This is a genomic window from Actinomadura sp. KC06, assembly GCF_004348735.1.
In the GTDB taxonomy this organism is placed as follows: Bacteria; Actinomycetota; Actinomycetes; order Streptosporangiales; family Streptosporangiaceae; genus Spirillospora.
The window spans coordinates 55,742-80,380 of record NZ_SMKT01000015.1; the positions used below are offsets into that span (position 1 = coordinate 55,742).

Consider the following 24,639-nt stretch of genomic DNA (forward strand, 5'->3'; position numbering starts at 1 on the left):
TGACGATCGCCGTGCGTCAACCTGTGGTTGACGATCACCAGGAGGCGGCGCCGGTGAACGTCGTCTCGTGCGGGTCGTAGCCGAGGACGGTACGGGCGGCGGTGATGTCGAGGGTCCGCTCGACGGCCAGGTGGCTGATCGCGTAGCGGGTGACGCGCGGTGGCCGTGGGCTCCGGGCCAGCAGGAACGCGCCTTCGGCGACGGCGGCGAGCGGACGCGCGGCGGCGGCGGGGACGTACACGGGCCTCGCCCGGACGCCCCGTTCGCGGAGGATCCCGCGCAGCGCGCCGTCGATCGTGATCGGGGCCGCGTCCGCGATGTTGAACACGCCCGCGGCGACGGGTCCGGTCGCGGCGAGCACGCAGGCCCGGACGAGGTTGCCGATCGAGGTCAGGCTGACGCGCTGCCGTCCCGTCCCGGCGGCCGGGAGGACCGGGCCGCGCACGGCCGACAGCACGCGCGGCAGCAGCGTCGCGTCGCCGGGCCCGTAGACCGCGTGGGGACGCAGAATGATCGCGTCGCGGGGCACGGCCCGTTCGGCGGCGGCCTTGGACGCGCCGTAGGCGTTCAGGTAGCGGCGGACGGGCGCCTCGTCCTCGGTGGCCATCACGCTCGGACGGAACGGGTCGTACACGCTGGCCGTGCTGACGTGCACGAACCTCGCGCCGGGAAAGCTCGCGAGGGCGTTGCGGGTTCCGGTGAGGTTGGCGGCGAACAGGCCCGCGGCCGGGCCCCAATCGGTGGCGCTCCCGGCGCAGTGGATCACCGCGTCGACGCCGGGGGCGTCCGCGAGCGCGCCGCGGGCGAGGTCCCATGACCGGTAGGCCGCGCCGCCGAGGTCGCCGGGATCCGGACGGCGGCCGTACGCGAACGTCGTGACGCCCTCTGCCGCGAGCGTCCTGCAGACCGCGCCGCCGACGAAGCCGGACGCGCCCGTCACCGCGATCTTCATTCGGTCACCAGGTCGCGGAGGCGGTCGCGGTCGAGCTTGCGCGTCCGGCCGGAGCGCGGCAGCTCGTCCAGGACGACGATGCGGTCCGGCAGCGCGTCGTGATCGATGACGTCGGGGAGGCTGCGCCGGAGCCGTCCCGGAAGATCATCTGGACCGACGACCGCCAGCACCACCTCCTCGTCCCCGGTGGCGGCGTCGGGCACGCCCACGATCGCGGCCTCCGCCACGCCGGGAAGCGCGGCGATCGACGGCTCGTACAGCCCTGGATAAAGGTTGAACTTGCCCCGGATCAGCATGTCCTTCTTGCGTCCCATGAGGATGAGGCGGCCGTCGTCGAACCGCGCGAGGTCGCCGGTCGGCAGTTCGGAGACGGGCTCGGCGCCGAGGTATCCGCGGCACAGGTTCGGGCCGGACAGCAGCAGCTCGCCGTCGCCGGCCAGCCGGGCGGCGACGCCGGGCAGCGGCCGTCCGAGAAGATCGCCGGGCGCGGTGCGGGCGGCGTGGGCGAGTTTCTCCTCCGCCGACGCGATCGCCACCGGCAGGATCTCCGTCATCGCGTAGACGGACAGGACCTCGGCGGACGGCGCCGCCGCGACGGCCCGCCGGAGGATCGCGGCCGGTGCGGGCGCGGCGCCGAGCAGCACGTACCGCAGCGTCGGCGGCAGGTCCGGCGAAGCGTCCAGGATCTCGGCCAGGTGGACGGGAACGCAGAACGCGTGCGTGGCCTCCCGTTCCCGCATCAGCCGGGCGTCGTCGGCGGGGGTGCGCGACAGCGGCGGCATCGACCAGCGCGCCCCGGCCACCAGCGCGGGCAGCCCGATCATGAGCTGGTCGGTGTGGACGACGTCGCCCGGGCCGAGCGGCATCCGCGTCCGGAACAGGTCGAGCGCCGCCGCCAGCGACGCCTGGGTGTGCACGACGGCGCGCGGGTCCGACGTCGTCCCGGACGTGAAGATCACCGCGGCCGGCGCGTCCGGATCGCCGTCGGAGGCGGGCTCGGGCGCGTCGCCGCCCACGAGGCGCTGGAACGGCAGCGAGCCTCGCGGCACGCCCGGCAACCGGCGGCCGACGTGGATGTGCCGCATCGGGCCCTCGCCCGGAACCTGCAGGTCCGCGAAGTTCGGCAGCAGCAGCCCGCGCCGCCGCGCGTACGCCCGGACAGGCCGCAGGCGGCTGCCCGCGTACAGGACGGATTCCGCCGCCGACCAGCGCGGGCGCGCCAGCCTCAGCCGCGCGGTGAACATCTCGGGACCGGCCCCGGGATCGGCGAACACCACTACTCCGCCGGCCGCGACCACGCCCAGCGCCAGCACGAGCGACTCCGGCGAGGGCCGGACGGAGAACAGCACCCCGTCACCGGACGCCAGCCCGGCGGCGAGCAGCCCGCGGCGGACGGCGAGCACCTGCCGCCGCAGCTCGCCGTAGGTGAGTTCCGCGCCGTCCCCCGAGACGAGCGCGACGCCGCCGGGCGTCCGGGCCGCCTGGTCCAGCAGGCATCGGACGAGAGTCACCCCGTTCCCCTTCCCGCACGGACGGCGAGATGCCGATACGTCGGAATCAGGACGCCCCGGGCGGCGGCGCGGCGCGTGACCGTGAGCGGCCCGGCGGCGAGGAGCGTCCGGGCGACCAGCCGGATCTGTGCCGTGGCCAGCGGATATCCGAGGCAGAAGTGCGGCCCCGCGCCGAACCACAGCCGCCGCAGCTCGGGCGGGTGCGGACGGTCGAGATCGAACGGCCCGAGGGCGCGGCAGCAGTTGTGCGTCGCGATCAGGATCCGGTCCCCCGGCCGCACCGCGACGCCCCCGACCGCCACCGCGCGGTGCACGCTCCGCAACATGACCGGTGTCGGCGTCGTCACCCGCATGGCCTCGTCGACGGCCCGGTCGAGCATCGCCGCGCCGCCGGCGGCGACGCGTGCGAGCTGCCCGTGGTCGGCGAGGAGGGCGATCAGGCGCGGCAGGAGCGTCGCGACCGTCTCGGTGCCGGTCAGGAAGAACGCCCCGGCGGCTCCCCGCGCCTCGTCCTCCGAGAGGCCGAGCGTCCGCATCCGTCCCATGACCGTGGACTCGTCCCCCGCCGCGTACGCCTTGGCGGCGATGTCGCCCAGCGGATCGAGCACGGCCCGGGCCCGCCGTACCTGGGACGGGGACAGCCGCCGCGTCCGCAGCGAGACCATCGAGACGATGCGCTCACCCTGCTCGAACAGATCGCGGTAGGCCGATTCGGTCCTGGTCTCCAGGCCGATGACCTCGCCGATCACCGCTCCGGCCAGCACGCGGGCCGCGTCCACCAGGTCGACGGTCGCGCCGTCCCGGAGACGGCCGGTGAGCCGCGCCAAGGGCTCGTCCAGCACCCGCGCGCACAACGCCTCGGTATAGGACGGCACGAACAGATCGGCCAGCCGCCGGCGCAGTACCCGGTGCGCCTCCCCCTCCATGTTGAGCAGCACAGAAGGCCCCAGGACCGGCGTCCACAGCTCGCCCGGAGATCCGGGGCCGTCCTTCCGGAACGTCTCGCCGTCCATCAGGATCCCGCGGGCCAGCGACGCGTCGTTCACCACCACACCGACTCCCGGCACGCGCACGACCGGCCCGCGCCGAGCCGCGGCGCACAGCAGCGGATACGCGAACGGATGCGCCGTCACATAGAGGCGCCGTTCCCAGTCGCGGACCTTCACCGGACGTCCACCACGGGCGGCCGGTATCGGTGGTCGGCGTACCAGCCCAGCGTCCTGACCAGGCCGTACGCCCGCAGGCGGCGGACCGACCCGTAGACGACGACGTCCTTGCGCAGCCCGTACGCCCCGCTGACGCGGCGGACGCGGTTGACGAGCGCGCGGTCCTCGTGGACGTCCTCGATGCGACTGCGCGGGAAGCCGCCCGCCCGCTCGTACAGGTCGGCGGTGATGGCAAGGTTGCAGCCCGGCATCATCACGTACGGGCCGAGGTAGAGCGGGTCCTGGTTGCCGGGCCTGAAGCGTCCGAACAGCGCGGCGAGATCGATGACGGCGGGCAGCAGGCGGCGCTCCCAGAACTTCAGCGGGAACTCGTCGGTGCGCGGCAGCAGCGGCCCGGACACCAGCTCCAGGCCGTCGCCGAACGCGCGCCTCACCGCCGCGACCCAGCCGTGGTGCGGGAGGCAGTCGGCGTCGGTGCGGGCGACGTGCGTGGCCCCGGCGGCGATGGCGTGCCGGACGCCGGTGTCGGCGGCGGCGCCCGTCCCCTTCTCCGGTTCGCGGACGATCCGGACGTCGAACGCGCCGTTCCCGGCCGCGAACTCCTTGACGACCTGCGCCGTCCCGTCCGTGCTGCCGTTGTCGACGACGGCGAGCGTGAACCCGAGGTCGGTCTGCTCGGCGAGGCGGCGCAGCGTCGCGCCGATCGAGCGTTCCTCGTCGTAGGCGGGGATGACGACCCAGAGTCTCATGGTCACAGCTCCGCGAACATGACGCCGAGGCTGATGCCGCCCGCCAGGCCGATCAGCGCGACGCGGTCGCCGGGCGCGCAGCGCCCTTCGGCGATCGCGGTGGCGAGCTGCAACGGCAGGCTCGCGGACGCGGCGTTCCCGTGCTCGGGCAGCGTCACGACAAGGCGATCGGCCGGAATGCCAAGGGTCGAGCGCAGCACCTCCAGATACGGCACGGTCACCTGGTGGACGGCGACGACCGCGAAGTCGTCCCAGGTCAGGCCCGTCTTCTGCAGTGCGGTGCTGAAGAGTTCCGCGCCTCCCGCGACGAACGCGTCCTTGAGCCGCCGCCCGTCCCCGCTGAAGTAGGTGAACTCGGGGTCGCGGGGATGCATCGAGCCGCCCGCCGGGAGCGTCCCGATCCGCCAGGCGGCGGAGACGGCGGCGAAGTCGCGGTAGAAGATCCCGCCGTCCGGGGCCGCCTCGACGAGCATCGCGGCGCCGCCGTCGGACAGGGTGTAGCCGGCGAAGGCGTCCGCGAACTGGGCGCGGTCGCGCACCTTCCAGCGGATCGCGCGGGACGGGCTCTCGCCCGTGCAGACCAGGACCCGCTCGTGCTGCCCTGTGCGGATCAGCGCGTCCGCCATCTGCAGCGCGTTCAGGAAGCTGTTGCACGCGTTCTTGACGTCGAAGACCGGGCAGGACGCGCCGAGCTTCGCGGCGACGATGTGCGCGGTGGCGGGCTCGATCAGGTCCTGCGACGCCGATCCGAAGATCAGCAGGTCTAGCCCGGCGGGGTGCGTCCCGCGCTCGGCGAGCACGTGGCGGGCGGCGGCGACCGCCAGGTCGGACGCCTGCTCCTCGTCCCCCATGACGTGCCGGGTCCGGATTCCGGTCAGCCGCCGGACGATCGTGGAAGGCGGGCGGTAACCGCCGCTCTCGGCCGCGACGCGCGCCTCCACCTCGGCGCTGGTGACCGTCCGGCCGGGCAGGTGCGCCGCGACGGCGGTGATGCGGGCTCTCATGGCCTGGGGTCCCCCCGGGGTTCCTCGTGTTCCGTGGAACCGCCAGCGTCGCCGGTCCCGGACGCTCCCGGACAGGGCGGCCCTACGGAACCAAGGATGAGCGTTGTACCCAGGGTCGGGATGAGTACCGCCGCTCACCCCGGATGAGCGATACCGCCCGCTAGACCTCGGGGATCGTGGTCGGGGCGGCGGTCGTCGGCGCGGGCGCCGGGGAGTTCGTCACGGTCGGGACGACCGGCTGCACCGGCTCCTCGGTGTTCCTGGACCCGGAGTTCCACCACCAGAGCGCGAACGAGATCGCGAACAGCACGAGGATGCCCGCGAGGACCTGGACCACCGCCATGCGATGGCTCGGGTCGCGGCGGCGCCGCCGCCGGAACCGGAGGCCGCCGGAGCGCGCGGCGCGGCGCGCGGCCCGCCGGTCGCGCCGCCGCTCGCGCTTGCCGGGCGCGCGGGCCCGCTCGCTCGCGGACGGCTCGGTGAACGTTGCGCTCCTGACGAAGTTCTCGTCGAACACGGGCTCGTCGAAGTCTGCGGCCATGAGGATCTCCGGCGCGGGGGGCGGCGGTCGGCTCCCAGGCTAGTCGACGCCGGCGCGGGACCGTCCTGCCGCCCGAGGCCGTTCCGGCCGGGTCCTGATGGCCGGGACCCGGACACACGGCCGAAATCTAGAACCCGTTACAGTCATACCTGAATCGTGTTCGATAAGGAGACCGCATGGGTACCCCGGTGATCGTCGAGGCGGTGCGCACGCCACTCGGGAAGCGCAACGGCAGGCTGGCGGGCCGCAAACCGATGGCCGTCCTCGCGCACGCGCTGACCGCCGCGATCGACCGTTCGGGCATCGACGCCGCCGAGGTGGAACAGGTCTTCGCGGGCTGCGTGACGCAGGCGGGCGAGCAGGGCGGGCACGTCGGCCGCTACTCCTGGCTGTACGCGGGCCTGCCCTGGCAGACCGGGGTCACCACGATCGACGCGCAGTGCGGTTCGGCGCAGCAGGCCGTCCACCTCGCCGCCTCGCAGATCGCCGCCGGGGTCGTGGACGTCGCCATCGGCTGCGGCGTCGAGGTGATGAGCCGCGCACCGCTCGGCTCCAACGTCATGCCCGCCGATCCGCGTCCGGACGACTGGTCGATCGACATGCCGAACCAGTTCGAGGCGGCCGAGCGCATCGCCGCCCGCCGCGGCATCACCCGCGCCGACCTGGACGCGTTCGGCGCCCGCTCGCAGCAGCTCGCCGCGAAGGCGTGGGCGGACGGCCGCTTCGACCGCGAGGTCGCGCCCATCACCGCGCCCGTCCTGGACGGCGACGGCAACCCCACCGGCGAGACCCGGGAGGTCACCCGCGACGAGGGGCTCCGGGAGACCACCGCAGACGTGCTGGCGAAGCTCAAGCCCGTCCTCGGCCCCGACGCCCTGCACACGGCGGGCACGTCGTCGCAGATCTCGGACGGCGCCGCCGCCGTCCTGCTGATGTCGGAGGAGAAGGCGAAGGCGCTCGGCCTGCGCCCCCGCGCCCGGATCAGGACGCAGGCCCTGGTCGGCGCCGAGCCGTACTACCACCTGGACGGCCCCGTCCAGGCGACCGAGCGCGTCCTGCGGCGTTCCGGGATGACGATGGGCGACATCGACATCACCGAGATCAACGAAGCGTTCGCGTCGATCGTGCTGTCATGGGCGTCGGTCCACGAACCGGACATTGACACGGTCAACGTCAACGGCGGCGCGATCGCGCTCGGCCATCCGGTCGGCGCGACCGGCTCCCGGCTGATCACGACGGCGCTGCACGAGCTGGAGCGGCGCGGCGCCGGGACGGCCCTGATCACGATGTGCGCGGGCGGCGCGCTGTCGACCGCCACCATCCTCGAACGGATCTGAGCGATCCCCCTGGCGCGAAAGGCGGTCCCGTTGCAGCCGGAACCCGAAGACCTCGGCGGAGGACTGTGGAGCGTTCCAGTCCCCATCCCGGACAACCCGCTGGCCTACACGCTGGTGTACGCGGCGGAGAGCCCCCGGGGCCCCGTCCTGATCGACGCCGGCTGGCAGCACGAGGACGCCTGGACGGCCCTCCGCGACGGCCTCGGCACGTTCGGGATCGACGTCCGCGACGTGCACGGCGTGGTCGTGACGCACTTCCACCCCGACCACTCCGGCCTCGCCGGGCGCGTCCGCGACGAGTCGGACGCCTGGATCGCCATGCACCACGCGGACGCGGAGATCGTCCGGAGGTTCCACACCGTCGGCCAGCGCGGCCGCCGCGCGTTCGAGCTGACCGCGCTGCGCCGCGCCGGGGCGGCCGAGTCCGACCTGACCGGGTCGAGCCGGCAGACGCCGGTCGCGCCGCCCGCGATCCCGGACCGCGAACTGTCCGACGGCGACCTCGTCGACCTGCCGGGACGCAGGCTGCGGGCCATCTGGACGCCCGGCCACTCCCCCGGCCACATCTGCCTGCACCTGGAGGACGGCGACCGCATCTTCACCGGCGACCACGTCCTGCCGCGCATCACCCCGCACATCGGCCTCTACCCGTACGACACCCCGGACGTGGACCCGCTCAGCGACTTCCTCGGCTCGCTCGACAAGGTCTCCGCGATGACCGTGGGCGAGGTCCTGCCCGCGCACCAGTACCGCTTCGACGGGCTGTCCGGCCGCGCACAGGAGATCATCCGCCATCACGAGGAGCGCCTCGCGGAGGTGACGGCGCTGCTGTCGTCCGCTCCCCTCACGCTGTGGGACCTCACGGCGGGCCTCACCTGGCGCCACCCGTGGGCCGAGATGCACCAGGGCGCGCGCCGGATGGCCGCCGCCGAGGCCGCCGCGCACATCCGCACGCTGGAGACCAGGGGCGTCGCCCGCCGCGACGGGACGGACGACCCCATCCGCTACGTGCTGCGCTGAGCCCTCCGTTTCCGGCGAAAGCCGCGTGCGGCGTGGGTCACTCCTGGACACTGGACTCTTGATGAGACTGGAGTCTCATGTTAGAACGTGTTCTAGGTCCACGGACCCGAGCAAGCGCTCAGTTCGGCACGGCGCGCGCCCGGTCCCACCCCGGCACGAAGGAGCCCCCATGGCACTCGCGACCTCGACCGCCTCCGCCGCGCGGACGTTCCGGGCTCCCGAAATCGACATCATCGACCCCGGCGTGTACGAGCGCGGAGGCATCCCGCACCGGCAGTTCGCGTGGCTGCGCGACAACGACCCCGTCCACTGGCACCAGGACCCGAACGAGGGAGTGCCCGGCTTCTGGGCCATCACCCGGCACGAGGACGTCGTGCAGGTCTCCCGGCGCGCCGACCCGTACTCGTCCCACGAGCGGACGGCGATGTTCGAGGAGTTCACCGACGAGGACATCGCCCTCTACGGGCAGATGATGCTGTTCCAGGACCCGCCGGACCACACGCGCCTGCGGGCCATGGTGAACAAGGGCTTCACCCCGCGCATGATCGGGAAGCTCCAGGACCATATCCGGGAGATCTGCCACCGGCTGATCGACGAGGCCGCGCCGCTCGGCGAGTGCGACTTCGTGGAGTACTTCGCCGCGCCGCTGCCCCTCTACACGATCTGCGAGCTGCTCGGCGCCCCGCTGGAGGACCGGCAGAAGATCTTCCACTGGTCCAACAAGCTGGTCGCGTTCAACGACCCCGACTTCATCGGCGACCGGGACGAGTCGGCGATGTGCGCCGCCGAGTTCGCGGGCTGGGGCGCGGAGCTGGCGCGCAGCCGCGAGTCGACGCCGCGCGACGACATCGTCACCAAGCTGCTCACCCCGGACGCCGACGGCTCCCGGATCAGCGAGGAGGAGTTCGCGCTCTTCGTGATCATGCTGTCGATCGCCGGGAACGAGACGACCCGGACCGCGACGGCGGGCGGCATGCAGGCGTTCTTCGAGCGTCCCGAGCAGTGGGAGCGGCTGCGGGCCGACCGGAGCCTGCTCCCGTCGGCGGTCGAGGAGATCGTCCGCTGGGTGAGCCCGATCAACCAGTTCCGCCGGACGGCCCTCGGCGACGTCGAGCTGGGCGGCAAGGAGATCAAGGCGGGCGACAAGGTCGTGCTGTTCTACGGGTCCGCCAACCGGGACGAGCGGGTGTTCGACGACCCGTTCGCGTTCGACGTGGGCCGCGACCCCAACCCGCACCTCGGCTTCGGCGGCGGCGGCCCGCACTTCTGCCTGGGCACCCATCTCGCCCGGATGAACCTCAAGATCATCTTCGAGACGATCCTGGACCGGACGCCCGACATCCGCCCGGCCGGACCGCCGCGCCGGCTGCGGTCGAACTTCGTCAACGGGCTCAAGGAGCTGCCGGTGCGCTTCACCCCGTCGTGACCCCGCCTGGGCACGAAGGCGCCCGCTTCACCCAACTCGACCATCTCGTCCGACTCGGGGTCAGTGTGCTTTTCGAAACACTTTTGGACGCCATGCCCAATATTGAACTCGGCGGTAACGTACGGAGGCTAAGGTCTAGTTTCATCAACGGCATCACGGAGCGGCCGGTGCGCGTGCGCCCGGCGCCCCTCGGCTGACGGGAGAGGTGCGTGGGCAGCAGGTGCTGGCGTGGGTGAGGCGGGTGAGCCGGGCGGACCGCTGCGCGTGGCCCTGCTCTCGTACCGGAGCAAGCCGCACTGCGGCGGTCAGGGCGTCTACCTCCGCCATCTGAGCCGGGAGCTCGCCGACCTCGGGCACGCGGTGGAGGTCGTGTCCGGGCAGCCGTATCCGGAGCTGGACCGCGAGGAGATCGTCCTCACCAAGATCCCGAGCCTGGACCTGTACAACGACGACGACCCGTTCCGCACCCCGGCGCTCCGCGAGTTCCGCGACTGGGTGGACGTCCTGGAGTTCGCGCACATGCGGACGGGCGGCTTCCCCGAGCCGCTGACGTTCAGCCTGCGGGCGCTGCGGCTGCTGCGGCGGCGGCGCGGCGACTTCGACGTCGTCCACGACAACCAGGTCCTCGGCCTCGGCAACCTCGGCATCGCCCGGCTCGGGCTGCCGCTGGTGACGAGCATTCACCATCCGATCAGCGTCGACCGCCGCATCGAGCTGGAGGCGGCGCGCGGGATCAAGCAGAAGCTCGGCAAGCGCCGCTGGTACGGGTTCGTCGCGATGCAGTCGCAGGTGTCGCGGCGAATCGGCCCGGTGCTGACGGTGTCGGGGTCGTCCAAGGTCGACATCGTCAAGGACTTCAAGGTCGACCCGCGCGACATCGAGATCCTGCCGCTCGGCGTCGACACCCGGATCTTCCACCCGCGCGGGGAGCGCGTGCCCGGCCGGATCGTCGCGATGGCCAGCGCGGACGCGCCGATCAAGGGCGTGGACGTGCTGCTGCGCGCGGTCGCCAAGCTCGCCACCGAGCGGGACGTGCACGTGATCGTCGTGAGCCGGCCGCAGAAGGACGGCCCGACCGAGAAGCTCGTGCGGGAGCTGGCGCTCGGCGAGCGGGTCCGGTTCGTCCACGGGATCGGCGACGAGGAGCTGGGCGAGCTGATGGCGTCCGCGGAGATCGCCGTGGTGCCGTCCCGGTACGAGGGGTTCTCGCTGCCGGCGGTGGAGCACATGGCGTCCGGGACGCCGCTCGTCGCGAGCCGCGCCGGGGCGCTGCCCGAGGTCGTCGGCGACGCGGCCGTGCTCGTCGCGCCCGGGGACGTGGAGGAGCTGGCCGCGACGCTGCGCCGGCTGCACGACTCCGCCGCCGAGCGCGAGCGCGCCGGCGCGGCCGGGTTCGCGCGGGTCCAGGAGCGGTTCGCCTGGCCGGCGGTGGCGAAGGCCACGGTCGAGCACTACCGGGCCGCCATCGCCCAGCAGCACTACCGGCGGCTCGCGCGCAAGGCCAAGTGAGGCACGGGGCCACCTGGGGAAGGCATTCCCGCGTCCCCCGTACGGAAGGAGCACGACCCTGCTGACCGTGGATTTCCAGCGGTTCCGCGTCACCCCCGGAGACCGCGTCCTCGACATGGGATGCGGCGCCGGACGGCACGCCTTCGAGCTGTACCGCAGGGGTGCGCACGTCGTGGCCTTCGACCAGGACGCGGGCGAGCTGGCCGAGGTCGAGAAGATGTTCGGTGCGATGCGCGTCGCGGGCGAGGCGCCCGAGGACGCGAAGGCCGAGACCGTGCGGGGCGACGCCCTCGACCTGCCCTTCCCGGACGACCACTTCGACGCGATCATCGCCTCGGAGGTGCTGGAGCACATCCCGGACGACATGCGGGCCATGCGCGAGCTGCTGCGCGTCCTCAAGCCGGGCGGCAAGCTCGCCGTGACGGTACCGAGCTGGCTGCCGGAGCGGGTGTGCTGGGCCCTGTCGGAGGACTACCACACCGCGCCCGGCGGGCACGTGCGGATCTACACGCGCGCCGAGCTTGAGGCCAAGCTGAAGTCGACCGGGTTCCGGGTCGGCGGCCACCACCACGCGCACGGCCTGCACGCCCCGTACTGGTGGATCAAGTGCGCGGTCGGGGTCGACAACGACGCCAACCCGCTCGCGAAGGCGTACCACCGGGTCCTCGTCTGGGACATCATGAAGCGGCCCCTCGCCACCCGCCTCGCCGAGCGCGCGCTGAACCCGCTGATCGGCAAGAGCGTCGTCGTCTACTTCGCCAAGCCCGCCGCCCCGCGCAGGGCGGCCACGGCCGAGGAGACGGCGGATGCGGGCTGAGACCGGCCCGCCCGCGCTGCCGGGTGTCCTCTCGCCGGACGACGTCGTCGCGACGGCGCGGAGCATCACGGCGCAGCAGGAGGAGTCCGGCGCGATCCCCTGGTTCGCCCCGACGGCGGGCGTCCCCGGGCACGTGGACGCCTGGAACCACGTCGAGGCGGCGATGGCGCTGAGCGTCGCCGGGTTCGGCGACGAGGCCCGCCGCGCGTACGAGTGGCTGCGCGGCGTCCAGCGCCCGGACGGGTCGTGGCCCGCCAAGTGGGTGCTGGGCGAGGTCACCGAGCCGGGCGGCGAGTCCAACCACGCCGCCTACGTCGCGGTCGGCGTCTGGCACGAGCTGCTGATGACCGGCGACGAGGAGTTCGCGCTGCGGATGTGGCCGGCGGTGCGGCGCGCGATCGACTTCACCCTCGGGCTGCAGACCCGGCGCGGCGAGGTCATCTGGATCCGGGACGAGCGCGGCCGCCCGTCCGACCACGCGCTGCTGACCGGCTGCTCGTCGATCTACCAGTCGCTGCGCTGCGCGGTCGCGCTCGCCGAGCACCTCGGCGAGCCGCAGCCGGAGTGGGAGCTCGCCGCCGACCAGCTCGGGCACGTGGTGGGCGCGCATCCGGAGGCGTTCGCCGACAAGAGCCGCTGGTCGATGGACTGGTACTACCCGGTGCTCGGCGGCCCCGTGCGCGGCGCGGCGGCGGCGCGGCGGTTCGCGGACCGCTGGGACGCGTTCGTCGTGCCGGGCCTCGGCTGCCGCTGCGTGTCCGACCAGCCGTGGGTGACGGCGGCGGAGAGCTGCGAGCTGGTGATGGCGCTGGACGCGGCGGGCGACCGCGACCGGGCGCTGGAGCTGTTCACCACCATCCAGCACCTGCGGCACGAGGACGGCTCGTACTGGACGGGCTGGCAGTTCGAGAACCGGCGGCACTTCCCCGGCGACCGCTCGACCTACACGGCGGCGGCGGTGATCCTCGCGGCGGACGCGCTGGCGGACGCCTCGCCCGGCGCCCGGCTCTTCAAGGAGATCGCGGGACGGCCGCTCGGGCCGTGCGCGGCGTCCGACCCGATCGCGTGCGGCTGCGCGCTGGTCACCGTTGGCCGGGTGTGACCGGGCCGGGTGTGAGTGGGTCGGTGTCGTCGACCCGCTCCAGGACGCGGAGCGAGCCGGCCGCGCGGCGCTCCTCGAACGCGCCGCTCGCCAGCGCCCGGAGGTAGATGTGGTACGGCGGCTGACCACCGTCCCTGGGGTCGGGGAAGACGTCGTGGATGGCGAGGGCTCCGCCGACGGCGACGTGCGGGGCCCAGCCCTCGTAGTCGGCCTGCGCGTGCTCTTCCGCGTGGCCGCCGTCGATGAACAGCAGGGCGAGCGGCGTCCGCCAGAGGGACGAGACCGTGCGGGACTGGCCGACGACGGCGACGACCTCGTCCTCGAGGCCGGCGGCGGCGATCGTCTTGCGGAACGTGGGGAGCGTGTCCATCCGGCCCGTGCGCGGGTCGACGAGGGACGGGTCGTGGTGCTCCCAGCCCCGCTGGTTCTCCTCCGACCCGTGGTGGTGGTCGACGGTGACCACGATCGTCCCCGCCGTCCTGGCGGCGGCGCCCAGGTAGACGGCGGATTTGCCGCAGTAGGTGCCGACCTCGAGGAGCGGGCCGGTGCCGGCCAGGCGCGTCCCGTACCGCAGGGCGGTCTCGTACAGGGCGAGGCCCTCGTCGTCCGGCATGAAGCCCTTGGCGTGGCGCGCCGCGCGCAGCAGCTCCACGGGCATCGCGGGCCCGGCGGACGCCTGGGTGTCGGTCATCGGTCTCCCTCCGTCCGGGCACCATATACGACATCGTTGTCCACGAGACGGCAGCCTTGCCCATCCAGACTGGAACGTGTTCTACTTTCGTGATGGCGGGCGAGGACGGTGGAACGGAGAAGGCGATGAGAGTACGAGTCGACCCGCTGGTGTGCGAGGCCAACGCCGTGTGCGCCGGGCTTGCCCCCGAGGTCTTCGACCTCGATGACGAGGACGTCCTGCAGATCCTGACGCCGGACGTCCCGCCGCAGGAGCAGGACCGCGTCCGGCACGCGGTGCGCTCGTGCCCGAAGGCCGCGTTGACGCTGGACGAGTAGAACCGGTACCCGGCGCGCGCCCGCCGCCCTTCCTGAAACCCCCCGTCCCCCACGTGGAGGCAGCATGGCACGCGCCGCGGTAATGCATGCGGTCGGCGACAGGGAACTCGACCTGCGCGACGACGTCCGGGCGGTCGGGCCGGGGCCCGACCAGGTGAAGGTCGAGATCAGGGCGACCGGGGTGTGCCACTCCGACCTGTCCACGATGAGCGGGGTGCTGCCGTCCGTCCAGCCGGCGGTCGTGGGGCACGAGGGCGCGGGCGTCGTGGCGGAGGTCGGCGAGCGCGTGACCGGCGTCCGGCCCGGCGACCACGTGGTCGTCAACTGGACGCCCGACTGCGGTGAGTGCGCCGACTGCCTGCGCGGCGAGCCGTACCTGTGCATGACGCACCTCGCGCGGTCGTTCTCCGAGGCCCGCTTCGTGCTCGGCGACGGTACCCCGGCGTTCGGCATGGTGGGCGCCGGCACGTGGGCGGAGGAGGTCGTCCTCCCCCGCCGCGGCGTGATCAAGGTGGCGGACGACGTCCCGTTCGAGTACGCGGCGCTGCTCGGCTGCGGCATCCCGACCGGCGTCGGCGCGGTGATCAACACGGCGCGGGTGACGCCCGGCTCGACGGTCGCGGTGGTCGGCGCGGGCGGCGTCGGGCTCGCCGTCGTCCAGGGCGCGCGGATCGCGGGCGCGGCGACGATCCTGGCGATCGACCCGAACGAGGCCAAGCACCCGATCGCCGAGCGGTTCGGCGCCACCCACACCGCGACGCCGGACGGCCTGGACGAGGCCAAGGGCCTGCTCACGGGCGGCGCGGGCTTCGACTACGCCTTCGAGGTCGTCGGCAGGTCCGCCGCGATCACCACGGCGTGGGACGCGGCCCGGCGTGGCGGCGACGTCATCGTGGTCGGCGCGGGCGCCGACGGCGACGACTGGAGCCGGTCCGCGTTCGGGCTGCTGTTCGAGGGCAAGAGCCTCAAGGCGTCGCTGTACGGCGGCTGCGACCTCAAGCGCGACATCCCGCTGTTCGTCGACCTGTGGCGGGCCGGGCGGCTCGACATCGAGGGCCTCATCACCCGCCGGATCGGCTTCGCGGACATCAACGACGCCGTCCGCGCCCTGACGGACGGCGACGTCATCCGCCAGGTCGTCCTGTTTTAGGGCTGCCCTTAATCGGCCCTATGTGCTGACCCAGACTGAGGTGAGCGTTTTCTGCCGTTTGCCGGGGGCACCGATCCCGTCGCCTGACCCCCACGGGAGGAGACCGTCCACCATGGCGACCCGATACCGGCCGCACATCAGCCTGGTCGGCCTCATCTACATCATCATCGGCCTGTTCATCGCCTGGGACCGGGGCTACATCGACGCCAGCCTGATCCGCCGCCTCGGCAGCGCGCTGCTGGCCGTGTTCCTCTGGTTCCTGATCCTGCTGGGCGTGGACCTGCACATCACCGCCTAGCGCCTGCCTCCGAAGGCAGAGCCGCGAGCTGGGCACGGGCCGTCCGTCACCCCGCCCACGGGACGGCCCGTGTCCATCGCGACAGCCCCTCATCGCGCCACGGTCATAGACCGCAAAGTGGGGCAGAGGTTACTTTCCGCACATGACGAAAAAAGACTGTAGTTGCGGACATGGCGGCGGCTGCTCGTGCCCGAAGGGGTGCTCCTGCGGCTGCAACGGCTGAGCACGCCGGCACGTACTCCGTCCCCGCCTACTTCGGGACGGGCGCGTGCCAGAGCAGCGGGCTCTCCGAGCGCGCTCCCGCCGTGGCGCCGATGGCCAGGACGGCGGAGCCCGTGGAAGCCAGCGCGGTGAGCCGTTGATCGCCGGGCCCCGACAGTCCGGGGACCTGGAGACGGCTCCATGAGACGCCGTCCGCCGACGTGAGGACGGCGCCGTCCCCCTTCGAGGTGCTCGCCGCCACGACGAACCCGTTCGCCGTGGCCGTGGCGGCGGTCGCGGTGACGTCCGCGCCGAGGCCCTGCGGAGCCCAGGTCGATCCGCCGTCCACGGAGACCAGCGGCGCGGCGTTGGCGCCGATCGCGACCAGGGTCCTGCCCTTGGCGGCGATCTCGGTGAGCGGGCCGGTGGCGAGGCCGGACGGGAGTTTCGCGGCCGTCCATCGCACGCCGTCCGGGGACGTCCACACGGCGGGCGCCTTGTCCCGGTGTCCGACCGCGACGTATTTGCCGCCCGCCGCCGCGATGTCGGCGGCGGAGCCGTCCAGGACGGTGCGCCGCCACCCCCGGAGATCGGCCGAGCGCCAGGCCGCGCCCGTCCCGACCGCGACGTAGCCGGACGGGCCGGATGTGACCGCCACGGGCGGCGGGCCGCCGGGGAACGCCGACTTCCGCCAGGCCAGCCCGTCCTGCGAGGTCAGCGCGAGGGGGCCGGGTGCCGCGCCGGAGCTGCGTCCAACGGCCAGCCAGCCCTTGCTTCCGTGAGCGACGTCCGAGAGCCATCCGCCGGTGCCGGGAAACTGGGCCCGCGTCCAGGCGTGCCCGTCGGGTGCGCTCCAGATCGCCGCGCCGCCATTGGTGCTGCCCACCGCGACGGAACGCTGCCCGGGGCTCACGGCGAGCGACCTGATCGACCGCTCCGGACGGACGGCGCCCGGCACGCTCCGCAGATCCACGCCGGACAGGTAGGCGTCGTTGCCTTGCCGTCCCGAGATCACGAGCGTGCGGTCGGCGAGCGTCAGGGCGCTGCTCTCCACCGCGGCCGGGACGGTCCCGCCCGGCCGCCAGGTGCGGCCGTCATCGCTCTGCAGGACGTTGCGCGCGCCCTTCGCGCCCTGCACCAGGACGGCCAGCCCGCCGCTCCCGCCGAACCGCTCGATGCCATGACCGCCGAACCGGCTCGCGGCCTGCCATCTCTGGCCGTCCACCGAGGTGAACAGGACACCGAAGCGCTGCGTCCTGCGGCTCTTCTTCCGGCCGGTCGTCTGCCGTCCCTCGCGGACGGTCGCGAACCAGCCCGGCCCGGCCGTCAGGCCCTTCGTCGGACCGTACGAGCCCTGGGCCTGCGGGACGGGTGCGACCGTCCAGGTGCGCCCGCCGTCCGCGGACCGCCAGAGGCCGTCGCCGCGAACGGTGCGGGCGACCTTCTTCCCACCCTTCCTCGCGGTGACCTTCCTGGCATACGTCCCGTGCACGACCGTGACGTTTCCGAGCGACGCCACGCGGTCGAGGCTCGTGACCCCCTTGGGGCCCGCGGTGCGCCGCCACGTCCGGCGGTCGGCCGACGTCCAGACGGCGGCGCGGCCGGCGGACGTGCCCACCGCGACGAAGCCGGCGCCGGTGCGGGTCAGAGCGTTCACCGTGTCGGACGGGGTGAACGGCGGGCCGAGCGGAAGCCGCGTCCAGGTCTTCGCGGTGGCGCTCGTCCACGCCACCGGGGCGCCGCCGGACGTCCGGCCGAGCGCCAGCCAGCCTCCGGGCGATCCGGTGACGTGGCGCGGGCTGTCGCCGCGCGGGAGCGCCGAGCCGTCCGCTGCGCCCACGTCGGCGACGGACCAGGTACGCCCGCCGTCGGAGGAGACGAGGAACTGGGCGCGCTCCCGTCCGGGGACGCCGTCGCCCTCGGTGCCCGCGGCGACGACCGTCCCGCCTGCGGAGGAGACGGCGGTGAGTTCCTGGACGAGCCCGTCGGTCGCGGCGGCCGGGTCGGGGGCGAACAGCGCGTCCGCCGCCACCGGCCCTGGGACGCCCGCCGGTCGCACCGGCTCCTCGCCCCGGGACGCGCCGATGATCACACCACCGGCGACCGCGGCGAGCCCCACCGCGACCGCCAGCCGCGACCACAGCGCGGGCTCGGCGGCCGGCCTCGGAGGTCCCGCCACGAGCACGTCATGAGGATCGGGCAGCGTCCCGCTCGCAGCCTTGCGGGCGGGAGGCTTTCGCGCCGCGGGCTTCGGAGCGGCGGGCTTGCGGGGCGCGGTCGGGCGGGGTGCGGGTTTCGCGACCGCTGGCGGGCCAGTGGGCGAATCGGCGGGCGGCTCGGTGCGCTCCCGGGGCGGGGCTCCGTGGCCCCAGCGCAGGCCGGCGGCGCGCCATGCCTCGTACGCGCGCTGCCAGGGCGAGAGCGTCGCGGGCATGTCCGCGAGGTCGCCGGCGACGCCGAACGTCAGCCGCCGCCGGGCCTGGCGGGAGCCGGCGGGCTCCTCCTCGGCCGTCCGCCGGGCCTCGTCCTGCTCCGGGGTCCTCGCCGTCACACGCGCTCCTTCACGGTCCTGTCGGACCACCATCAAATCGCGCCACGCCCGTCCATGTACGGACATCCGCGTGAACGGCGGCCGATGGGGCCGCGGGAGCGTTCTATCACTTCACGCCCGGCGTATACGATCTTTTGCCTCGATCGCCCCCTTGTAGGCATAACCCCGGATATGGACGACCGGCGCGTCGGCGGGCGGAACGCCGTGGACCTCGGCGGAGACGCCCACGCCGTCGGTCTCCACACGGATGCCCGGCGGCACGATGATCTCGACCGTGGACTTGTACGCGAGCACGCGCAGCGTCGTGACCTGCCCGTCCAGTTCGGCGGCGCGCAGGTCGAGCAGCCCGGTCCCCTTGTACACGGCGACCGTGAACCGCTCCGGCAGCCGCCAGCGCCCGGCCCGCTTGACCGAGCCCTTGTAGGCGAGCTGGAAGCGTCCGGCCGGCGCCCGGTCGGAGCCCTCCGGAGCGACCCGCGGCGCTCCGGTCGCCGGCAGGTCGGCGGCCACGGCGCGGAGCTGCCCGTGCGTGCGCGCCGCGAGCGTGACGTCGATGCGCTCGTCGAGCTCCGCCTCGCTCAGCCGTCCCTCCGCGAAGGCCGTGTGCAGCCGGACGAGCACCTCGTCGCGGTCGCGGTCCGAGGCCCGGACGGCCTGGGAATGCCGCTCGACGCTCATCGCATCTCTCCCCTCTGCGAGGCCAAGTCGAGATGTATCTTAACCCCTCGCCCCTCGGTTTTCGAGACATCGACCGCGTCCCGACGCGCGATCTTGCCTGCGGTGCCGCCGGACGTCCGTCCGCTAGATTCGGAAGCGGCCAGCACCAAGGGGGGACGATCGATGGGCGGGACGCTCGGCCGCACGCACGGTCCGTACACGCTGTACGACCTGGACGCGCTCCCCGAAGACGGCCGCCGCTACGAGCTCGCCGACGGGTGGCTGAGCGAGCTGCCCGGCGACCTGTGGCACGACCACGCCGCCGACCGGCTGAAGGCGATCCTCAAGGAGGCGGCCCGCCAGGCGGACGCCGACGTCCACGTCGCCGGGGCCCCGCAGGACGTGACCACCCCGTCCGGCGTCCGAAAACCGGACGTCTTCGCCGTCACACGCGACACCGCCCGCGCCGCCCTGGAGCGCCAGACCCGCACCTACTACGGTCCCGACCTGCTCCTGGTCGCCGAGGTCGTCACGCCCCGCACCGTGAACGAGCAGATCGACCGCGTCCGCAAGGTGGACGAGTACGCCGCGACCGGCATCCCCCACTACTGGCTGGTCGACCTGGAGCCCCGTCCCGCCATCACCTTCCTGGAGCTCGTGGACGGCCGGTACGAGCTGGCGGGCAAGGCCCGCTCCGGCGAGACGATCACCCTGGAGCGCCCCTACCCGATGGCCTTCGATCCCGCCCGCCTCTCCGAGATGGACTGACCGACCGCCGAACGGCCCGCGGACCGGATGGGGAAGACTGGCCCCGCGTAAACGATCAAGGAGAAGGCGCGATGGCGGAAGTCATGCGGGCGGTCCGGCAGGACGTCGCCGGCGGTCCCGAGGTGCTCAAGGTGGTCGAGGTCGAACGGCCCGGGCCGGGACCGACCGAGGTCCTCGTCCGGGTGCGGGCGGCGGGCGTGAACCCGACCGACTGGAAGCACCGGGCGGGCGGCGGGTTCCCGGGCAGCCGCCGTTCGTCCTGGGCTGGGACGTGTCCGGCGTGGTGGAGAAGGTCGGGCTCGGCGTGACCATCCACAAGCCGGGCGACGAGGTGTTCGGCATGCTGCGCTATCCGTCCGGGGCGGGGTCGCACGCCGAGTACGTCGTCGCCCCGGCGCGGACGTTCGTGTTCAAGCCGCCCGAGATCGACCACGTCCAGGCCGCCGCGCTGCCGCTGGCCGGGCTGACCGCGTGGCAGGCGCTGGTCGACACCGCGCAGGTGAAGCACGGGCAGCGGGTGCTGATCCACGCGGCGGCGGGCGGCGTCGGGCACCTGGCCGTGCAGATCGCCAAGCACATGGGCGCCCATGTGATCGGGACGGCGAGCGCCGCCAAGCACGAGTTCCTACGCGGGCTCGGAATTGACGAGGTCATCGACTACCGCGAGCCTCCAGTCCCCACCCACCACCATTCAACGGACGAGCTCCGCTCGACGACCGCCTAGGCTTGATCATGTGCTGCTGCTGACGACGCTTGACGGCTGGCGGGCCCAGCCCGGTCCCCGGTTCGTGCTGTCCGAGGCGGGGGCGGTGTGGGCGCCGGACGACGAGGTCGGGGCGCTGGCCGTCGCCGACGACGTGTTCGCGGACGGGCAGGTCGTCGCGGTCGCGCTCGACCCGGAGCCGGGCGCCGCGCCGCAGCGCGGGGTGATCGACCGGACGGCGGCGTCCCGCGTCCGGTACGCGCGGCGCGGCCCGGACGGGCGGCACGCGGCGCTCCTCGACCGCCCCGCGACCGCCGACGCGCTCGACCTGCTGCCGCATCCGGAGGGCGGCTGGTACCGGGAGACGTGGCGGTCGGACGCGTCCTTCACGCCGGACGGCTACCCGGGCGAGCGGTCCTCCGCCACCGGCATCTACTTCCTGCTGCCGCCGGGCGAGGAGTCGGTCTGGCATGCGGTCCGGTCCGCCGAGATGTGGCTGTGGCATCGCGGCGGCCCGCTGTCGCTGCTCCTCGGCGGCGGCGGGGAGCGTCCGTCCGGGGCGCCGGAGCGGGTCACGCTGGGCCCGGACGTGGCGGACGGGCAGGTGCCGCAGGCCGTCGTCCCGCCCGGCGTCTGGCAGGCGGCGCGCCCGGCCGGGCCGGAGGAGGTGCTGGTGAGCTGCGTGGTCTCGCCGGGCTTCGACTTCGCCGACATGAGGTTCGATCATCAGCCCGGATGAGGGAGGCGGCGTGCCGCCCCCGTGCGTGGCCTCACGGGAGCGGCACGCCGCAGGTCAATCGGAGGACGCGGGCGCGTCGGAGGAGAACGCGGCGTCGAACGCGGCCGTCGGCGGCTCCATCGCGTTGAGCGCCCGGACGAACTCCAGGGCCTCGGGGGCGCCCTGCAGCCGGTCCATCCCGGCGTCCTCCCACTCGATCGAGATCGGGCCGCCGTAGCCGATGGAGTCGAGGGCGCGGAACACGTCCTCCCAGGGGACGTCGCCGCGGCCGGTGGAGATGAAGTCCCAGCCGCGCCGCAGGTCCGCCCACGGCAGGTGGGACGACAGCCGCCCGCGGCGGCCGTCGCCCGTGCGGACCTTCGTGTCCTTGCAGTCGACGTGGTAGATCCGGTCGCGGAAGTCGAACAGGAAGCCGACCGGGTCGAGGTCCTGCCAGACGAAGTGGGACGGGTCGAAGTTCAGTCCGAACGCGGGACGGTGCCCGATCGCGTCCAGCGTCCGGACGGTCGTCCAGTAGTCGTAGGCGATCTCGCTCGGGTGGACCTCGTGCGCGAACCGGACGCCGGCCTGGTCGAACACGTCCAGGATCGGGTTCCAGCGGTCGGCGAAGTCGGCGTAGCCGCGCTCGACCATCGCGGCGGGGACGGGCGGGAACATCGCGACCGTGTGCCAGATCGAGGAGCCGGTGAACCCGACGACGGTGTCGACGCCCAGCGCGGCGGCGGCGAGGGCCGTGTCCTTCATCTCGGCGGCGGCGCGCCGCCGGACGCCCTCGGCCTCGCCGTCGCCCCAGATGCGCGGCGGCAGGATCGCCTGGTGGCGCTCGTCCGGGATGTCGCAGACGGCCTGCCCGACGAGATGGTTGGAGATCGCCCACACCTTGAGGTCGTGCTTGGCGAGGATCTCCAGCCGGCGCGGGATGTAGGCGTCGTCGGCGAGCGCCTTGTCGACCTCGAAGTGGTCGCCCCAGCAGGCGATCTCCAGGCCCTCGTAGCCCCAGCCGGACGCGAGCCGGCAGACGTCCTCGAACGGCAGGTCCGCCCACTGGCCGGTGAACAGCGTGATCGGTCGTGCCACTTCACTGACTCCCTTCGATGTCGACCCACTGACGCGAGGCGGCGCTGTCGGCGACGGCGGCGAGGACGCGCTGCACCTGGAGGCCGTCGGCGAACGAGGGGCTCGGGTCGGCGCCGTCCGCTATGGCGGTGAGCAGGTCGGCGATCTGGTGGGTGAACGTGTGCTCGTACCCCAGGACGTGACCGGGCGGCCACCACCGTCCGGCGTACGGGTGGGCGGGCTCGGTCACGACGATCCGCCGGAATCCGGCGGTCGCCGGGTCGCCGGCCGCGTCGTAGAACCACAGCTCGTTCAGCGACTCCAGGTCGAACGCCAGCGCGCCGGACGAGCCGCTGACCTCGATGCGCAGCGCGTTCTTGCGTCCGGTGGCGAACCGGGTGGCCTCGAACGTCGCGAGCGCGCCGCCGCCGGTGCGGCCGATGAACAGCGCGGCGTCGTCCACGGTGACGCGCGCCGTGCCGCCGCCCGGCAGCGGGCGTTCCGGGACGAACGTGTCCAGCAGCGCCGACACCCCGACGAGCGACTGCCCGGTGATGAATTGCGCGGTGTCGACGATGTGCGAGGCGATGTCGCCGAGCGCGCCCGACCCGGCCCGGTCGCGGTCCAGCCGCCAGGTGAACGGCGCCTGCGGGTCGGCGAGCCAGTCCTGGAGGTACTGCGCGCGGATGTGCCGGACGGTCCCGATGCGGCCCTCGTCCACCAGCCTGCGGGCGAGCGTGACCGCCGGGACGCGCCGGTAGTTGAACCCGATCATCGACCGGACGCCGCGCGCCCGCGCCCGCTCCGCCGCCGCGGCCATCGCCTCCGCCTCCGCGACCGTGTTGCCGAGCGGCTTCTCGCACAGCACGTGCTTGCCCGCGTCGAGCGCGGCGACGGCGATCTCGGCGTGGGTGTCGCCGGGCGTGCAGATGTCCACGATCTGGACGTCGTCGCGGCGGAGCAGCTCCTTCCAGTCGGTCTCCACCGACGCCCAGCCGAGCGCCGCGGCGGCCGCGCCGGCGCGCTCGGCGGAGCGTCCGGCCAGGGCGGTCATGACGGGCGTCAGCGGGGGCCCGAAGAACGGCCCGACGCTGCGCCACGCCTGCGAGTGGGCGCGTCCCATGAACGCGTGCCCGACCATCCCGACCCCGACGGTCGTCGTCATATCTGCTCCCCTAGTGTTTCCGACCGGCACAGCGCTTCCCGACCGGCGCAGAGTTTCCCGGGCCGGCGCGCCCGCCCCCCACCTGGCGGACGCGCCGGCGCCCCCGCGGCTCAGGACTCGAAGCCGAGCGGCATGTAACGGTCCACGTTGTCCTTCGTGATCGTCTCGGACGCGAGCGTGACCGACTGCGGCGCCTGCTGCTCGACCAGGTCGGCCATGCCCTTGCCCTGCGCGATCAACCGGCCCAGCTTGATCGCGGACCCGGCCATCGTCGGCGAGTAGGTGACGGTCGCCTCCAGCACCCCGCCCGCCTTGATCTCCCGCATCGCGTTGGCCGAGCCCGCGCCGCCGACCATGAAGAACTCCTTGCGGCCCGACTGCTTGATCGCGGCGAGCACGCCGACGCCCTGGTCGTCGTCGTGGTTCCACAGCGCGTCGATCTTCTTGTGCGCGCGCAGCAGGTTGGAGGCGACCTGGTTGCCGGACTCGACGGTGAACTTCGCGTCCTGCTTCGCGGTGACGGAGAAGCCGTACGACTTCAGCGCGTCGGCGAAGCCCTTGCTGCGGTCCTGCGTCAGCGGCAGCGTCGCGATGCCCTGGATCTCCACGATCACCGGGTCCGAGACGCCCTTGTCCTTCAGCTTCTTGCCGACGTAGTGGCCCGCGGAGACGCCCATGCCGTAGTTGTCGCCGCCGATCCACGTCCGGTACGACAGCTTGTCGGGGAAGACGCGGTCGAGGTTGACGACCGGGATGCCGGCGTCCATCGCCTTGCGCGCGACCTGGTTGAGCTGCTCGCCGTCGTTCGGCAGGATCACCAGCGCGCCGACCTTCGCGCGGATCAGCGACTCGACGGCCGAGATCTGCTGGTTGATGTCGTTGGTCGGCTCCACCGGCTTGAACGTGACGTCCGGGTACTTCTTGGCCTGCGCCTCGGCGTTCTTGGCGATCGCCGCGATCCAGCCGTGGTCGGCGGCGGGCGCGGAGAACCCGAGCGTCACCTGCTTGCCGGGCTTGTCGTTGTCGCCGCCGAGCGTCCCGGCCTGCGCGGCGGGCGCCGGATCGTCCTCGCTGTTGCTGGTGCAGGCCGCGGCGAGGGTGCCGGCCGCCACGACGGCGCCGCCGAAAAGCACCCCTCTGCGGGACGGACGGGATGTGTGGTCGCTCATGACGTGCTCCTGGTCATGGGGTGGGCTTCGGGGGGTGGAC

The 24,639-nt window shown here is 73.3% G+C and carries 23 protein-coding genes and 1 pseudogene; 12 read left to right on the top strand and 12 right to left on the bottom strand.

Annotated elements, in window-relative coordinates; translation table 11 throughout:
* Nucleotides 1–34 precede the first annotated feature (34 nt).
* The 6 genes from E1287_RS07875 to E1287_RS07900 all read right to left on the bottom strand — a co-directional run bounded on the left by E1287_RS07875 (nucleotide 35) and on the right by E1287_RS07900 (nucleotide 5,923).
* Nucleotides 35–952, bottom strand: a complete 918-nt coding sequence (locus E1287_RS07875) for an NAD(P)-dependent oxidoreductase (protein ID WP_131964172.1) — start codon at nucleotides 950–952, stop codon at nucleotides 35–37.
* Nucleotides 949–2,463 carry a class I adenylate-forming enzyme family protein gene (locus E1287_RS07880; RefSeq protein WP_131964173.1) on the bottom strand — a complete coding sequence of 505 codons (1,515 nt, stop codon included), beginning with the start codon at nucleotides 2,461–2,463 and terminating at the stop codon, nucleotides 949–951. Before E1287_RS07880 ends, E1287_RS07875 begins: the two co-directional genes overlap by 4 nt.
* A complete protein-coding gene (locus E1287_RS07885) occupies nucleotides 2,460–3,629 on the bottom strand; it encodes a cytochrome P450 (protein ID WP_131964174.1) in 1,170 nt (389 codons plus the stop codon). Before E1287_RS07885 ends, E1287_RS07880 begins: the two co-directional genes overlap by 4 nt.
* Nucleotides 3,626–4,378 (bottom strand): glycosyltransferase family A protein, encoded by a 753-nt coding sequence (locus E1287_RS07890; protein ID WP_131964175.1) that lies wholly within the window; start codon nucleotides 4,376–4,378, stop codon nucleotides 3,626–3,628. The genes E1287_RS07885 and E1287_RS07890 overlap by 4 nt, the downstream gene beginning before the upstream one ends.
* 2 nt (nucleotides 4,379–4,380) lie before the next feature.
* Nucleotides 4,381–5,382, bottom strand: a complete 1,002-nt coding sequence (locus tag E1287_RS07895) for a ketoacyl-ACP synthase III (protein WP_131964176.1) — start codon at nucleotides 5,380–5,382, stop codon at nucleotides 4,381–4,383.
* A gap of 160 nt (nucleotides 5,383–5,542) precedes the next feature.
* On the bottom strand, nucleotides 5,543–5,923 hold the full coding sequence (locus E1287_RS07900; protein WP_131964177.1) for a hypothetical protein: 381 nt from the start codon (nucleotides 5,921–5,923) through the stop codon (nucleotides 5,543–5,545).
* A 176-nt stretch (nucleotides 5,924–6,099) separates the two neighbouring features.
* On the opposite strand from E1287_RS07900, the gene E1287_RS07905 reads away from it, so the two are divergent.
* The 6 genes from E1287_RS07905 (at nucleotide 6,100) to E1287_RS07935 (ending at nucleotide 13,134) form a co-directional block, all read left to right on the top strand.
* Entirely contained in the window at nucleotides 6,100–7,260 is a 1,161-nt protein-coding gene (locus E1287_RS07905) for a steroid 3-ketoacyl-CoA thiolase (RefSeq protein WP_131964178.1), read from the top strand.
* A 30-nt stretch (nucleotides 7,261–7,290) separates the two neighbouring features.
* Complete coding sequence (locus E1287_RS07910; protein WP_131964179.1) at nucleotides 7,291–8,280, top strand: MBL fold metallo-hydrolase; 990 nt, start codon at nucleotides 7,291–7,293, stop codon at nucleotides 8,278–8,280.
* 169 nt (nucleotides 8,281–8,449) lie between these two features.
* Complete coding sequence (locus tag E1287_RS07915) at nucleotides 8,450–9,706, top strand: cytochrome P450 (protein ID WP_131964180.1); 1,257 nt, start codon at nucleotides 8,450–8,452, stop codon at nucleotides 9,704–9,706.
* Nucleotides 9,707–9,934: 228 nt separating this feature from the next.
* The gene (locus E1287_RS07925) at nucleotides 9,935–11,215 is read left to right on the top strand and encodes a glycosyltransferase family 4 protein (RefSeq protein ID WP_131964181.1); all 1,281 of its coding nucleotides are present in this window, start codon (nucleotides 9,935–9,937) and stop codon (nucleotides 11,213–11,215) included.
* A gap of 58 nt (nucleotides 11,216–11,273) precedes the next feature.
* The gene (locus tag E1287_RS07930; protein ID WP_207934080.1) at nucleotides 11,274–12,032 is read left to right on the top strand and encodes a class I SAM-dependent methyltransferase; all 759 of its coding nucleotides are present in this window, start codon (nucleotides 11,274–11,276) and stop codon (nucleotides 12,030–12,032) included.
* Nucleotides 12,022–13,134 (top strand): prenyltransferase, encoded by a 1,113-nt coding sequence (locus tag E1287_RS07935; RefSeq protein ID WP_131964183.1) that lies wholly within the window; start codon nucleotides 12,022–12,024, stop codon nucleotides 13,132–13,134. The genes E1287_RS07930 and E1287_RS07935 overlap by 11 nt, the downstream gene beginning before the upstream one ends.
* Here E1287_RS07935 and E1287_RS07940 read toward each other — a convergent pair.
* A complete protein-coding gene (locus E1287_RS07940; RefSeq protein WP_131964184.1) occupies nucleotides 13,115–13,825 on the bottom strand; it encodes a class I SAM-dependent methyltransferase in 711 nt (236 codons plus the stop codon). The genes E1287_RS07935 and E1287_RS07940 overlap by 20 nt on opposite strands.
* A 125-nt stretch (nucleotides 13,826–13,950) precedes the next feature.
* Between E1287_RS07940 and E1287_RS07945 the strand changes: the two genes are divergently transcribed.
* The 3 genes from E1287_RS07945 to E1287_RS07955 all read left to right on the top strand — a co-directional run bounded on the left by E1287_RS07945 (nucleotide 13,951) and on the right by E1287_RS07955 (nucleotide 15,590).
* The gene (locus E1287_RS07945) at nucleotides 13,951–14,142 is read left to right on the top strand and encodes a ferredoxin (protein WP_131964185.1); all 192 of its coding nucleotides are present in this window, start codon (nucleotides 13,951–13,953) and stop codon (nucleotides 14,140–14,142) included.
* 64 nt (nucleotides 14,143–14,206) lie between these two features.
* On the top strand, nucleotides 14,207–15,292 hold the full coding sequence (locus tag E1287_RS07950) for an alcohol dehydrogenase catalytic domain-containing protein (RefSeq protein ID WP_131964186.1): 1,086 nt from the start codon (nucleotides 14,207–14,209) through the stop codon (nucleotides 15,290–15,292).
* A 112-nt stretch (nucleotides 15,293–15,404) separates the two neighbouring features.
* On the top strand, nucleotides 15,405–15,590 hold the full coding sequence (locus tag E1287_RS07955) for a hypothetical protein (protein ID WP_131964187.1): 186 nt from the start codon (nucleotides 15,405–15,407) through the stop codon (nucleotides 15,588–15,590).
* 250 nt (nucleotides 15,591–15,840) lie between these two features.
* Here E1287_RS07955 and E1287_RS43585 read toward each other — a convergent pair whose 3' ends face one another.
* Nucleotides 15,841–18,342 carry a hypothetical protein gene (locus tag E1287_RS43585; protein WP_165968921.1) on the bottom strand — a complete coding sequence of 834 codons (2,502 nt, stop codon included), beginning with the start codon at nucleotides 18,340–18,342 and terminating at the stop codon, nucleotides 15,841–15,843.
* A 111-nt stretch (nucleotides 18,343–18,453) separates the two neighbouring features.
* Nucleotides 18,454–19,020, bottom strand: a complete 567-nt coding sequence (locus E1287_RS07965; protein WP_131964188.1) for a DUF1707 domain-containing protein — start codon at nucleotides 19,018–19,020, stop codon at nucleotides 18,454–18,456.
* A 162-nt stretch (nucleotides 19,021–19,182) separates the two neighbouring features.
* On the opposite strand from E1287_RS07965, the gene E1287_RS07970 reads away from it, so the two are divergent.
* The 3 genes and pseudogenes from E1287_RS07970 to E1287_RS07980 all read left to right on the top strand — a co-directional run bounded on the left by E1287_RS07970 (nucleotide 19,183) and on the right by E1287_RS07980 (nucleotide 21,209).
* Nucleotides 19,183–19,767 (top strand): Uma2 family endonuclease, encoded by a 585-nt coding sequence (locus E1287_RS07970; protein ID WP_131964189.1) that lies wholly within the window; start codon nucleotides 19,183–19,185, stop codon nucleotides 19,765–19,767.
* Between the two features lie 83 nt (nucleotides 19,768–19,850).
* A pseudogene (locus tag E1287_RS07975) lies at nucleotides 19,851–20,431 on the top strand (NADP-dependent oxidoreductase); the annotation flags it as partial.
* A 70-nt stretch (nucleotides 20,432–20,501) separates the two neighbouring features.
* On the top strand, nucleotides 20,502–21,209 hold the full coding sequence (locus E1287_RS07980) for a cupin domain-containing protein (RefSeq protein ID WP_347813956.1): 708 nt from the start codon (nucleotides 20,502–20,504) through the stop codon (nucleotides 21,207–21,209).
* Between the two features lie 54 nt (nucleotides 21,210–21,263).
* Here the strand turns inward: E1287_RS07980 and E1287_RS07985 are convergent, their stop codons facing one another.
* The 3 genes from E1287_RS07985 to E1287_RS07995 all read right to left on the bottom strand — a co-directional run bounded on the left by E1287_RS07985 (nucleotide 21,264) and on the right by E1287_RS07995 (nucleotide 24,599).
* Nucleotides 21,264–22,286: a sugar phosphate isomerase/epimerase family protein gene (locus tag E1287_RS07985; RefSeq protein ID WP_131964190.1), complete on the bottom strand. Its 1,023-nt coding sequence runs from the start codon at nucleotides 22,284–22,286 to the stop codon at nucleotides 21,264–21,266.
* A 1-nt stretch (nucleotide 22,287) separates the two neighbouring features.
* Entirely contained in the window at nucleotides 22,288–23,430 is a 1,143-nt protein-coding gene (locus E1287_RS07990) for a Gfo/Idh/MocA family oxidoreductase (RefSeq protein WP_131964191.1), read from the bottom strand.
* 110 nt (nucleotides 23,431–23,540) lie between these two features.
* Complete coding sequence (locus E1287_RS07995) at nucleotides 23,541–24,599, bottom strand: ABC transporter substrate-binding protein (protein ID WP_131964192.1); 1,059 nt, start codon at nucleotides 24,597–24,599, stop codon at nucleotides 23,541–23,543.
* Nucleotides 24,600–24,639 lie beyond the last annotated feature (40 nt).